The organism is Pseudenhygromyxa sp. WMMC2535 (assembly GCF_011083025.2).
Genome location: NZ_JABJWV010000001.1, coordinates 7,323,714 through 7,336,538, shown reverse-complemented (window position 1 = coordinate 7,336,538; position 12,825 = coordinate 7,323,714). Strand labels below are relative to the sequence as shown.

Below are 12,825 nucleotides of genomic sequence, written 5' to 3'. Positions count from 1 at the left end.
TTAGCGCAAGCGGGGCACGCCGGCACCCCCGCCGGCGGCCCACGCCCGTGGCTCGCTCACTCCCACTCGATGGTCGCGGGCGGCTTGCTCGAGATGTCGTAGCAGACCCGGTTGATCCCCCGGACCTCGTTGATGACCCGGTTGCTGATGTTCCCCAGCACTTCATAGGGCAGGTGCGCCCAGTCGGCCGTCATCGCGTCCACGCTCTCGACGGCGCGCACCGCCAGGACGTTCTCGTAGGTGCGCGCGTCGCCCATCACCCCGACGGACTGGACCGGCAAGAGCACGCCGAAGACCTGCCACAGATCGCGGTACAGGCCGGCCTTGCGAATCTCCTCGAGGATGATCGCGTCGGCCTCGCGCAGCACGTCACAGCGGGCCTTGGTGACCTCGCCGAGCACGCGCACGGCCAGCCCCGGCCCCGGGAAGGGGTGGCGCCAGACCATCTCCTCGGGCAGGCCGAGGTGTAGGCCGAGGACCCGGACCTCGTCCTTGAAGAGCTCGCGCAGCGGCTCGACCACCCGCATGTTCATCTTCTCGGGCAGGCCGCCCACGTTGTGGTGGGTCTTGATCGTGGCCGAGGGTCCGCGCGCGCTGACCGACTCGATCACGTCGGGGTAGAGCGTGCCCTGGACCAGGAAGTCGGCGCCGCCGAGGGACTTGGCCTCGGCGTCGAAGACGTCGATGAAGGTCGCCCCGATGCGCTTGCGCTTGACCTCGGGGTCGGTGACCTCCGCGAGGCGCTCGAGGAAGAGCTCGCCCGAGTCGGCGACGACCAGGGGGTTGTGCAGGCGGGCGTTGAACATCGCCTCGACCTGCGCGCGCTCGTCTTTTCGCAGCAGGCCGTTGTCGACGAAGATGCAGTGCAGGCGCTCGCCGATGGCCCGCTCGACCAGGGCCGCGGCCACGGAGGAGTCGACCCCACCGGACAGGCCGCAGATCACCCGGCCCTGCGGCCCGACCTGCTCGCGGATGCGCTCGACGGCCTCCTCGACGAAGGCGCCCATGCTCCAGTCGCGGCGAAAGCCGCACAGATCGAGGAAGCGGCCGAGCAGCTGCGTGCCCCGGCGAGTGTGGCTGACCTCGGGGTGGAACTGCACGCCCCACATCCGCCGCGCCTCGCTGGCGATGGCCGCGTGGGCGCAAGAGCGCGAGTGGGCCACGGTCACGAAGCCCTCGGGCAGAGACTCGACCTCGTCGCCGTGGGACATCCACACCGGCTCCTCGTGGCCGCGCTCCGTGGGCCCCTGGGCCGCGATCTCGCCCATGGGTCCGGCGGGCTCGTCGACGATGATCATCGCGTGGCCGTACTCGCGCTCGACGGCCGGGCGGACCTTGCCGCCGAGGCCCGAGACCATGGCGAACATCCCGTAGCAGATGCCGAGCACGGGCAGGCCCTGACCCTCGCACCAGCGCAGCACGGCCGGATCGAGCTGCGGCGCGCCCTCGTCGTAGATCGACGAGGGGCCGCCCGAGAGCACCACGCCCTTGGGCCGCTTGGCGATCAGCTCGTCGAGGGGATGGTCGAAGGGCAGGATCTCCGCGTAGACGCCGAGCTCGCGCACGCGCCGGGCGATCAGCTGGGTGACCTGGGATCCGAAGTCGAGGACGATCAGGGTCTCGTGGGTGCTCACGCTCATCCCGGTTACTCCATGCGGTAGTTGGGGGCTTCTTTGGTGATGATCACGTCGTGGACGTGGCTCTCGCGCAGGCCCTGGCTGGAGATCCGCCGGAACACCGCGCGCTCGGCCAGCTGCGGGATGCTGGCCGCGCCGACATAGCCCATGCCCGAGCGCAGGCCGCCGAGCAGCTGGTAGATGCTGTCGCCGAGGCGCCCGCGGTAGGGCACGCGGCCCTCGATGCCCTCGGGCACGAGCTTGCGCTCCTCCTCGACGCCCGACTGGAAGTAGCGGTCCTTGGAGCCGGACTTCATGGCGCCGATCGAACCCATGCCGCGGTAGACCTTGTAGGAGCGGCCCTGGTAGAGCACGAGCTCGCCGGGGGCCTCGTCCGTGCCCGCGAGCAGGCTGCCGATCATCACGGCGTCGGCGCCCGCGGCGAGGGCCTTGACCACGTCACCCGAGTACTTCACGCCGCCGTCGGCGATGATCGGAGCGCCGTGCTTCTTGGCCGCCGCGGCGACGTCCATGATCGCGCTGATCTGGGGCACGCCGACGCCCGCGACGACGCGGGTCGTGCAGATCGAGCCCGGCCCGATGCCGACCTTGACGCCGTCGGCTCCAGCCGCGACGAGGGCCTCGTAGGCGGCCGGGGTGGCGATGTTGCCGGCGATGATCTGGAGGTCCGGGTGCTCGGCGCGCACGGCCTCGACCACGTCGAGCACGCCCTTGCTGTGGCCGTGGGCGGTGTCGACGACGATCACGTCGACCTCCTGCTCGACCAGGGCCGCGACGCGCTGCATGGTGTCCGCCGAGGTCCCCACGGCCGCGCCCACGCGCAGGCGCCCGTCGGCGTCCTTGTTGGCGTTGGGGTAGCTGTCGGACTTGAGGATGTCCTTGACCGTGATCAGCCCGATCAGGTGGCCGCTCTTGTCGACGACGAGCAGCTTCTCGATCCGGTTTTGGTGGAGGATCAGCCGGGCCTTGCCGGGCGCGATGCCCTGGGGAACGGTGATCACCTGCTTGGTCATGACGTCCTCGACCTTTTGGTCGAAGTTGGTCTCGAAGCGCAGGTCACGGCTGGTCAGGATGCCCAGCGGCTTGCCCGGCTGACCGGGGTTTTGGACGACCGGGAGCCCCGAGAAGCCGTGGGTCTCCATCAGCCGCAGGGCCTCGCGCAGCGTGGCCTCCGGGGCGATCGTCAGCGGATCGGCGACCATGCCGGTCTCCGACTTCTTGACCCGGCGGATCTCCCGGGCCTGGCCGTCGATGCTGAGGTTCTTGTGGACGATGCCGATGCCGCCCATGCGGGCCATGACGATCGCCGTCTCGGCCTCGGTCACCGTGTCCATGGCCGCCGAGATCAGCGGGGACTTGAGGGTGATGCCGCGGGTCAGCCGGGTCGAGATGTCGACGTCCCGCGGGAGCACCTCGGAGTAGCCGGGCTCGAGCAGAACATCGTCAAAGGTGAGGGCTTCGCGGATCTCGTCTCGTGAAAAGCTGGCCATGGTCGCCTCGTCACCCCGACGACCGAGCCGAGACAGCGGCCCCGAGGAATTCCGGGGAGTATAGGGAGCCGCGTGCGGATGCAACAGGGCGCGGGCCCGAGACGGCGCGCGCGCGAAGCCAGGCCCAGGTGGCCGCGCCAGGCTCCCTGCGCCGACGTCACCGACGCGTCACCTCCGCCAGCGCTCGATCTCACCGCGGGCGCGCGAGGGATCACTCGTGAGTCGAATCCCTGCGATCCGGGGGAGCCGAGGCGGGCGGGATGGACGCAGCCGCGCCTCACTTGCAGCGCGGATAGACCCAGGCCTTGGCCTTCTCGACCGCGCGGTGTTGCTTGCCCAGAGCTTCGCTCAGCTGCGCGAGGGCGTCGCGGGCGTCCTTGCAGCGCTTGGCCGCGACCAGAGCCTCGATGCGGTAGGTCTTGGCGGCGCGGGACTCGGGATCGAGCTTCAGCGCCTCGTCAAACTGCGCGAGAGCGTCCTTGGCGGCGCCCTGGGCCACGAGCAGGCGGCCGTAGTTGACGCGCACCGGGGCCTGATCGGGGACCGCGTCGACGAGCCAGCGCATGTGGACCTCGGACTGCTCGAGCTTGCCGAGCTCGAGCAAACCACGCGCGACCTCGAGGCGCAGCGGCGGCGAGTCTGGGACCAGCTTGGCCACTTGCTCGAACTCGGCGGCGGCCTCGTCGGCGCGCGCGGCCTTCATCAGCAGCCGGGCGTAGAGCAGGCGGATGTCCACGCCTGCCGCCCCCGGCTCGCCCTCGATGGCGCTGTGAGCGTGCTCGAGCGCGCGGGCGTCGTCGCCCAGGCGCGCGTAGACCTGCGCGAGGGTGTAGGAGGTGTCCACGCTCGGCGCGAGGCGAGCCGCGGTCTCGAGGGCCTGGGCCGCGTCCTCGAGGCGGCCGAGATCGAGGAGCACGACGCCGAGGGCGAGGTGGGCGTCGGCGAGGCTGGGGTCGCGCTCGAGGGCAGCCTGGAGGTGGCCGATGGCGGCCTTCTTGTCGGCATCCGTGGCCGTGAAGCGCAGGCCGACGAGGTTGCCCAGGGCCGCGTGGGGCAAGGCGTCGTCGGGGTCGAGGGCGATGGCGCGCTCGTAGGCGGCCATCGCCTCGTCGTCGCGGTCGAGGTGGCTCAGGGCGTTGCCGCGGACGTAGTGAAAGCGGGCGTGATCGGGGCGCTCGACGATCGCCGCGTCCATCAGCTCGAGCGCGCGCGCCGGCTCGCCCTTGGCGATCAGCGCCTCGGCGTCGACGATCGCAGGATCCGCGCTGGCCATGCCCGCGGTGACCTCGGCGATCCCGCCGGGGCCGCCGCCCGAGAGCGAGGCGTCGCCGAGGTCCTCGTCTTCGCCGTCCTCGCCGCCATCTTTGGGGTGCTCGGTCTCCCCTCCCCCGCGCTCACAGGCGCTCGTGGTCAGCGAGGCGACCATGACCAGGGCCAGCGACAGGGATCGGGACCAAGTGGAGATGGCGCGCCGCATGCCCCGCGGTGTACCACGGCCGCGCGCGCTCGTGCGCCTCTCCTGTGCCCGCCCTCGCCCTCGCCCTCGCCCTCGCCCTCGCCCGGTGCTACCCGGCGCCCTCGCGGCTCATCGCCTCGGCTTCGCCCTCCTCCTCCTCCATCCCCGCCCCATCTTCGACCACCCTCAGCACTGGCGCCGAGTGGCTCGCGCTCGCGCTCGCGTCCAGGAACTCGAAACGCGCGACGGCGTCTTCGCACGCGGCGAGGGCCTCTTCGTAGTTCGAGAAGTGCATCTGCTGGTTGCGAATCTGCGGGCTCATCTCGAGAAAGAAGCCGAGCAGCGAGCCGAGACGCGAGGGCATGTAGTACGCGGTGAAGGTCGGGATCGGCTCGAGGACGTCTTCGTAGTTGGCACGAAAGCGCCTGCGGAGGTCTTGCGTCCAGCGCAGGATCTCCATGATCACCTGGCGCTCGGGGAGCTCGACCTCGGCGATGTCGTAGAGCAGCACGTGAGCCTTTGGATGATCGACGAGGTCGTCGATGTCCGCCTCGAAGCGCGCGATGTCTTCTGCGCTCAGCCGCCCGCGCAGGCGCGCGACGACGAGCGGCCGGCGGCTATCGTCGAAGTCGTACACGACTCATTGTAGGACGGGTTTGGCCGGTCACCCACGTCGTGTCCGCAAGTTTGCACGGATCGACTTGGCGAGCGCATCGCGCTGCTCGTCATCGAGCTTGCTGACGTAGAACACGGCGTCGACGCGCCCCATCTCCGTGTTGATCCGCGCGATCTCGATGTCGAGGTCGAGGGCGGCGAAGGAGCGCGAGATGCGAGCGGCGACCCCGGCGTTGGCGAAGGTCTCGACGTCGACGATCGTCCGGCTGCCGCCGGGATCCTGGGAGAAGCGGACCTTGGTCGAGCGCCGCCTCGTCTTGCTGCGCCGCCTCCCCGGGAGCGGCGGCATGGGCTCCGCCAGGGCCTCCGCGCCGGGGGCGTGGACCAGCGCGTCGACCAGCGCGCGCTCGAGCTGCACGACCCACTCCGAGGACGGGCGCCCGTTGGCCCCGAGGGCGGCCAGGGTCGCCCCCGTGTCGCGCGGGACCACGCGAAACACGTCGAGGGCGATGCGCGGGTAAAAGGGCACGGAGAACACGTCGGCGGCCATGACCTCGAGGCCGCGCTCGGCCATGCACGAGGTCAACACGGCGAGCAGGCCGCGATGGTCGGGGGTGACCACCGTCAGGCGCAGCGCTCCGGAGCCCTCGGCGACGTCGATCAGCACGCGGCGCTGAGGGCTCTCGCGCAGGCGATCGAGGAGCTGGCGGTGCTCGCGGCGCAGGTCCTGATCGAAGAGGCTGTAGTAGCGCAGCGGCAGGCCCTCGGGCTCGTCCTCGCGCGGGCGCCTCGCCGTGGTCTCGCGCCGCCGCGAGCTCGCAAATTCGGCCGCCGTGCGCAGGTAGAGCTCGTCGAGCAAGGTCAGCTTCCAGCTCGTCAGGTACTCGGGCGAGACGTTGGCCATGTCCGCGAGGCTGACGAGGTAGAGCTCGTCGAGGGTCCGGCGATCCCCGACCAGCTCGGCGAACTCGCGGATCTGCAGCTCGTCGGTGAGGTCGCGCTTTTGGCTGAGCATCGGCATGGTCTGGTGCTGCTCGACCAAGAACGCGCAGCGCGTGACCGCGTCCTCGTCGAGGCGGGCGCGCTGGGCCGCGAGGCCGGCGATCCGCGCCCCTTCGGCGCACTGATCCCCAAACGGCTTGCCCGCGTCGTGGAGCAGCGTGGCCATGTAGAGCGGGCGGGGATCGTCGACGCTCAGGTGCACCGCCGTGGCCATGGGGAAGTCCTTGCGGTGGTCGCCGCGGGCGATGGACTTGAGGAATTCGACGGCGTAGAGGCTGTGCTGATCGACGGTATAGACGTGCAGGCCCTCGTGCTGCATGCGCCCGCGGGAGGCGGCGAACTCGGGGACCAGGCGCTGGAGCAGGCCGACCTCGTGGCACAGCTCCAGGGGCGTCGGCGAGCCGACATCGGCCGGGTCGATCAGCAGGTCCACGAAGCGCGCCTGGGCCTCGGGGTCGTTGGCCAGGCGCTCGTCCCCGGCGGGGATCGCCATCACGGCCTCGACGATCACGTCGAAGGTCGGACCCGAGAGCCCGAGGTTGTGATCGCGGGCGAGGGCCAGGGCCTCGAGGCAGAGCACCGGGGACTCGGCGAAGCGACCCTTGCCGTAGTGGCGCAGGCGCCCGTCGAGGGCGTGGAAGCGCTCGTCGATGCGCTGGTCGATGTCTGCGCGGATCCGCGGCGGCTGGCAGCGCGCGACCACCCGGCCGCCGTGGCGCTGGATATCCCGAGCCGCCTGGTAATAGTCCTGCATGCAGGCCTCGATCGCCTCGACGAGTTCGCGGTGATCCGCGCTCAGCGGCTCGCCCGGGCGCACGCGGCCGAGCAGCTCGGGGACGCCCTCTTGGTACTGAAAATTGAGCCGATCCTGGGTCCGCCCGGCGACCAGGTGCAGGGCCGCGCGCAGGCGCAAGATGGTGTCGCGGGCCTCGGTCAGCAGCCGCGCGACACGACGCGGGACCCCGCTGGCGCGGATCGCCGACTCGACCTTGGCGGGATCCCAGGGCTCGGCGCGGCTGCGCCGGGCCATCAGCGCCCACTCGAACACCGAGATGTCGCGGGTGCCCCCGGGGCCAAATTTGAGATCGGGCTCGACCTGGTAGACCGTCGTGCCAAAGCGGCGCTCTCGCAGGCCCTGCTCGTCGAGCAGGCGCTGGAGGAAGCTCGCGCGCTGCGGGCCAAAGAAGCGCCGGTGGGCCTCGTCGCCGACCTCGTCGTAGAGCTGGCGATCCCCAGCCAAAAAGCGCATGTCGAGCAGCGCCGTGCACGAGGACAGATCCTCGGCGGCGGCCTCGAGCCAGCCCTCGGGGTGCTGCACGGTGGTCCGCAGGCGCAGGCCCGCGTCCCACAGCGGATGGGTGAACTCGCGGATCCACTCGCCGAAGGCCTCGTCGCCCTCTTGCCCGGGCTCGGTGCACAGGACCGTGAGATCGATGTCGCTGTAGGGGCAGTGCTCGCCGCGGGCGAGGCCGCCGAACACGACGATCGCCAGCTTGCCAAAGCGGCTGCCGGCGCGGCCCACGGCCAGGGCGCAGGCAGGGGTGATGCGCTCGACGATCCGCTCGCCAAAGCGGTGCAAGAGCGCGCCACCGCGGGGATCCTCGGGCAGCGCGCTGCCCACTGCCTCGCGCGCGGCGATGAACTCCTCGCGCAAGGAGAGCCGCGGCGCGACCGGTTCGTGCTCGAGGACGGTCGACATCGCCCCGAGTGTAGCGCCCTCCCCTATGGGTCGGCGAAGGCCGCGGCGAAGGGCGTGTAGTTGTCGGGTCCGTAGCCAGGATCGAAGATCCCGAAGGCCACGCAGTCGAAGGCCCCCGCGCGGGCGGCGAGGGCGTCGCGGTAGAGCGCGGCGACGATCCCCGCCGGGTTGCCGAAGGCCCCGCAGCCGAAGGCGCTGAGCACCGCGTGGCGCAGGCCCGCGGCGATCAGCGTGTCGAGCTGAGCCGCGATCTTGGCCTGGGCGATCCCGCGGTCGAAGGGCCGGCCGTCGCGGAGGTCGAGGGCCGCGGCGCGCAGCTCGTAGAAGGGAAAGATCGCCTCGGGCTCGAGCCAGGCGTAGCCGAGGTCCTCGCGCTCGCGGATCTCCGGGCCGCGCACGCAGACCCGCGGGCGCTCGGCGTCGAGGAGCACGCGGCCGTCGACGCCGTTGATCAGCCGGGTGTACGCGGGCAGGTAGCGCTCCGTCTGCGGGTCCATCTCGTCGCGGCCGAGGGCGAAGTGGCAGTCGCTGCGGCGAAACAGGTTCTCCTCCTGGGCGGCGGTCCCCTCGACGTAGGCCCCGCCGGGGCGGTAGGCGTTGGCCATGTTGAGCACGGCGAAGGTCTGGCCCCAGGCCTTGGTGAGCCCGGCGCAGACCTCTCCCCAGTCACCGGCGATCACCTGCACGCCGGGCGAGGGCGGACCGCCCGCGGCCGCCCTCGCCTCGCGCCAGCGCGCGAGGTTGGCCGCGGCCTGGCGGTGAAAGCGGTCCGGGGGATCCGCCTCGTCGAAGGCCGCCACGGTCTCGCGCAACACGGCGCGGCGCCGGGCGAGCACCGGATCTGCGTAGCGCCCTCGGGCGAAGGCTTGCTCGGGGGGGATGCTGCGACCCACGCCCCGAACTTAGCCGAGCTTTGCCGAGCTTAGTAGGCCCCCGGCAACTCGCAGAGCGCAGGATCGAGCGCCGCGTCCTCGACCTTGGCGCGGCAGTAGTCGAGGGCCTCCTCGGCGCGCTCGAGCATCGGGGCGGTCTGGGTCTCGAGGGCCTCGCAGTAGGCGTCGCGCTGCTTGTCCGTCGTCTGGCTCTCACTGAGGGGGAGGCCGAGCAGCGCGTCGGAGAAGCCCCGGTAGGTCAGGGCCGAGCGCGCCGAGGCCAGGGCGATCCAGCGCGGGCTGCCGGAGGTCTTGACCGCCTCGTAGGCCGCGGTGATCGCCTGGGCCTTCTCGAGCTTCTGGCGGAAGAAGGCCGCGAAGGCGTCCTTGGACAGGGCGGTGCGTCCGGGCGACTCGGCGAAGTCGAGGCCCCGGGGGCCACGCAGCGCGAGGTAGTCCTCGAGCTGCGCGTCGGCGAGTAGGGTCTTGGCCTCGCCGATGGCCGCGGCCAGGGCCTCCTGCTCGGCCGCCGACTCGAGGGGCGAGGCCGTCGCGGCGAGCTGCGTGGCCAGGCGCAAGTGCTCGATGGCCTGCTCGGCGTTCGCGTCGCGTGGGCGCTCGGTGTAGAGCGTCGCCGTCGCGCAGCTCACCGCTATCTGCGGCGCCGCTCCCGACCCTTCCCCCGACCCCTCCCCCGACTCTGAAGCGCGCTCGATGCTCAGGCACAGGCCATCGGTGGCCTCCGGGCAGGAGCGGCGCCAGAGCACCGCGCCGACGCTCGCCTCGGCGATCAGCCGGCGCGAGACGCCTCCGCTGTCCTCGAACTCGCTGAGATAGGCTTCCGCGATGGCCAGGCGGGCGGTGTCGTCCTCGGCCGCGATCAGCTTGGCGAGCTGTTCGCGGGCCGCCTCCAAGGTGTCGCCCGCCTCGTCGTCCTCGGGCGCCGGCGCGGCCACGCCCTCGCCCTCGCCCTCGCCCTCGCCCGGGTCCCCGCCGCCCTCGTCTTTCATCAGCAACATGCCGCCCAGGACGATCAGCATCGAGGCCGCCGCCGCGCCGATGATCCGCACCCGCCTGCGCGCGCGCCCAGGCCGACGGAGCTCGCCGAGTTCGCCGAGGACCGCCTGCATGTCGGGGAAGCGCGCCTTGGGATCGCGGGCGATCCCCTGGCTGATGGCGCTGCGCAGCCCCCCGGGCAGCCCGCGGACCCGCAGCTCGCGGGAGTCCCCGTCCAACACCGCGCGCATGGTCTGCTCCACGGTCGCCCCGTTGAACGGCCGCTCGCGGGCCAGGGCCTCGTAGAGCGCCACGAAGAACGAGAACTGATCGCTGGCGGGCGTCGGCGTCTCGCCGAGGAACTGCTCCGGCGCCATATAGGCCGGCGTGCCCATGATCTCGCCGGTCTCGGTCAGCGCGACCTCGGTCAGCGGGGCGTCGCCCTGGGCCGAGAGCGCGGCGACGCGATCGTCCTCGCTGCCCGTGGCCACCAGGCCAAAGTCGACCACGCGCACGCGGCCATCCTTGCCGACGATCACGTTGTCGGGCTTGAAGTCGCGGTGGACGAGGCCCGCGGCGTGGGCCGCCGCGAGGCCCTGGGCGGCCTGCTCGAAGACCGCGACGATCGCCTCCCAGGCCCGCGGCTCGGCGTCCAGCCAGGCCCGCAGGCTCTGGCCTTCGATATACTCCATGGCCACGAAGAGCAGCCCCTCGTGCTCGCCGACCTCGAACACCTGGACCACGTTGGGGTGGGCGAGCTTGGCCAGGGCCTTGGCCTCGCGGCGCAGGCGGGCCTGGGCCGCGGTCGAGATCCGGTCGTAGCGGACGAGCTTGAGGGCGACGAGGCGGCCGAGCTCCTCGTCCTCGGCCAGGTAGACGGTGCCCATGCCCCCGCTGCCCAGGGGGTGCTGAATGACGAAGCGGCCGACGCGGCGCGGTCCAGCCCCGCCAAAGAGGAAGTCGCGGATCCGGGCCTTGAGCCCGCCGGCGCCCGGGTGCACGCCGCTGGCTTGGGTGCTCGGCGCGTCCGCGTTGGCTTCGCCGGGCGCGATCGGCTTGGAGGAGATGGTCTCGAGGTGGGTTTCGTGTCGCACGTTCATGGGGGCCTTCGCTCCCTGAGTGTCGGGGTCCTCCTTCGTGATCACGGCGAGCAGATTTTTTTCGAGGTCGGTCGAGACCAGTCGAGTTCAGGGCGCAGGCTCGCCGACGAGGCGCTCGCGGAGCGCTCGGGCCCAATCGTCGAGCTTGGTCAGGGTCTCGTCGAGCGCGACCCCCGAGTCGGCCATGGCCTCCAGGGCCTGAACCAGGCGCTGCCTGCCGATCCGCAGCCGGCTGCGCGCCGTGCCGTGGGGGATGTCGAGGGCCGCGGCGATCGCCTTGCCGTCCATCTCCTCCCAGTAGTGCAGCTCGAGCACGACCTGATAGTCCAGGGGGATGCTGCGCAGGGCCTGGAGCAGCCGGGCCTGCTGCTCCTCGCCGCGCAGCATGGTGCTCGCGCCGGGGGCCAGGTCGGCCACGGAGTGGTGGCCAAAGTCGAGGCGATCACGCTCGCGCCGCTTCGCCCGGTAGTGGTTGCGCAGCACGTTGTAGGCCACGCCAAACAGATAGGTGCGATAGGACGACGCCCCGCGGAAGCGATCGCGGCCCTCGAGGGCGATCAAGAAGGTGCGCTGGAGCAGGTCCTCGAGGCCCGAGTCGACCTTGTTGCGAAAGAAGCACTCGATCGAGTCGTAGTGGCGCTCGAAGAGGATGCTGCCCGCGCGATCGTCTCCGTCACGCCAGCGCTGGGCGAGCTCGAGATCGTCGACCATCGCGCCCACGATAGCAGCCGCTACTCGCCCTCGAGGCGCCCAGAAAAGTACAGGCGTGCGCCGTTTGGCCGCGTCTCACTGCGCGCCAGCTCCCAGCCCGGCGCGAGGTCCAGCTCGAGCTCGACGCGGCTCTCGTCGCGGCGGACCTCGAGCACGACGAGCGCGGCCTCATCCCGCGGCCGCGCGCCCGTGAAGGTGGGCATCGCCCCTGCGCCGTCGATCCACAGCAGCAAGCGCTGGCTGGCGAGGACGCGGCTGTGGACGGTGACCGGGGCGGCGCCGGTCAAGACGAGCTCGACGCCTCCCTCGCTGGCCTCGCCCTCGAGGCTCAAGCCGGTGAGGATGACGAGGCCGCGAGCCAAGCTTGGATCGCGGTGGGGCGCGAGCTCGTCGGGCGCCTCGGACAGGCTCGGCGCCGGCGGGAGCTGAGCGAGGAGCAGCTGCGCTTCACCGCGCAGAGGCCCCCACAGCTCGCTGGGGTCGCCGGCGCTCTCGGCGTCCCCGCTGACCTCGGCCTCGATCGCCGCGAGCGCCAGCCGGTCGCCATAGAACTGACGGATCGAGGAGCCCTCGGGCAGGCGCTCGAGGTCCCAGCTCTGCGGCTCGAGCTCGGGCTCGTCCGACGCCTCGCCTCGCGCGGGGACGGGCTCGCGGGGATCTCCCGCTGTCGCGTCGGCCCCCTCCCCTGCCGGAGCCTTCGCACCGATCTCCTCTGTAGACTCCGCAAATTCGGCGCCCTGTGCCCGCTGCCCCGGCTGTGGAGGGAGAGCAGGCATGACTGCTGGCCCACTGGGGGCTCGCGGCGCGCCCACTCCCCGGCGCTCGAGCGTCTCGCTGGGGGCCTCGCCCGCCACGGCCTGGAGCAGCCGAGCGGCCCGGCGGTGCTCGGGGTCCGTGGACGCGAGCAGCTCTCGACGCAGTGCTGCGGGGACCTCACCGCCATATATCGCGGCCCGAGCCCGGGCCAGGAGCGGGTCCCCCTCGGGCGTGGTCGGCTCGGGCTCGGCCGGGGTCTCGGACTCGGCGCGCGCCTCCTGCCCGCCCACGGGCGCCTCGCCCATGGGCTCCGCGCAGCCGAGGAGCTCGACCAGCGCAATGCACGCGAAGGGACGACGAGGCACGAGCAAGGAGACTAGGACCTGCTCAGACAGCGCTCAAGAGGTGCGAAAACTGCCGGACGCGCAGAATGTCTACAGTACCTAAAGACGGCGTGGTCAGCGACAATGGCACATAATGACAAAACGTCC

The 12,825-nt window shown here is 71.6% G+C and carries 9 protein-coding genes; all 9 read right to left on the bottom strand.

Annotated elements, in window-relative coordinates:
• Nucleotides 1-56: 56 nt before the first annotated feature.
• The 9 genes from guaA to G6O69_RS28340 all read right to left on the bottom strand — a co-directional run bounded on the left by guaA (nucleotide 57) and on the right by G6O69_RS28340 (nucleotide 12,699).
• Complete coding sequence (guaA, locus tag G6O69_RS28380) at nucleotides 57-1,640, bottom strand: glutamine-hydrolyzing GMP synthase (RefSeq protein ID WP_172306612.1); 1,584 nt, start codon at nucleotides 1,638-1,640, stop codon at nucleotides 57-59.
• A 5-nt stretch (nucleotides 1,641-1,645) separates the two neighbouring features.
• Nucleotides 1,646-3,127, bottom strand: a complete 1,482-nt coding sequence (guaB, locus tag G6O69_RS28375; RefSeq protein ID WP_172306611.1) for an IMP dehydrogenase — start codon at nucleotides 3,125-3,127, stop codon at nucleotides 1,646-1,648.
• A gap of 277 nt (nucleotides 3,128-3,404) precedes the next feature.
• On the bottom strand, nucleotides 3,405-4,604 hold the full coding sequence (locus G6O69_RS28370) for a tetratricopeptide repeat protein (RefSeq protein WP_172306610.1): 1,200 nt from the start codon (nucleotides 4,602-4,604) through the stop codon (nucleotides 3,405-3,407).
• An 88-nt stretch (nucleotides 4,605-4,692) separates the two neighbouring features.
• A complete protein-coding gene (locus G6O69_RS28365; protein ID WP_172306609.1) occupies nucleotides 4,693-5,220 on the bottom strand; it encodes a hypothetical protein in 528 nt (175 codons plus the stop codon).
• Nucleotides 5,221-5,247: 27 nt separating this feature from the next.
• Nucleotides 5,248-7,899, bottom strand: a complete 2,652-nt coding sequence (locus tag G6O69_RS28360) for a nucleotidyltransferase domain-containing protein (RefSeq protein ID WP_172306608.1) — start codon at nucleotides 7,897-7,899, stop codon at nucleotides 5,248-5,250.
• A gap of 23 nt (nucleotides 7,900-7,922) precedes the next feature.
• A complete protein-coding gene (locus G6O69_RS28355) occupies nucleotides 7,923-8,792 on the bottom strand; it encodes a poly(ADP-ribose) glycohydrolase domain-containing protein (protein WP_172306607.1) in 870 nt (289 codons plus the stop codon).
• 29 nt (nucleotides 8,793-8,821) lie between these two features.
• The gene (locus tag G6O69_RS28350; RefSeq protein ID WP_172306606.1) at nucleotides 8,822-10,867 is read right to left on the bottom strand and encodes a serine/threonine-protein kinase; all 2,046 of its coding nucleotides are present in this window, start codon (nucleotides 10,865-10,867) and stop codon (nucleotides 8,822-8,824) included.
• 87 nt (nucleotides 10,868-10,954) lie between these two features.
• Nucleotides 10,955-11,578 (bottom strand): sigma-70 family RNA polymerase sigma factor, encoded by a 624-nt coding sequence (locus G6O69_RS28345; protein WP_172306605.1) that lies wholly within the window; start codon nucleotides 11,576-11,578, stop codon nucleotides 10,955-10,957.
• Nucleotides 11,579-11,598: 20 nt separating this feature from the next.
• The gene (locus G6O69_RS28340) at nucleotides 11,599-12,699 is read right to left on the bottom strand and encodes a hypothetical protein (RefSeq protein ID WP_172306604.1); all 1,101 of its coding nucleotides are present in this window, start codon (nucleotides 12,697-12,699) and stop codon (nucleotides 11,599-11,601) included.
• Nucleotides 12,700-12,825 lie beyond the last annotated feature (126 nt).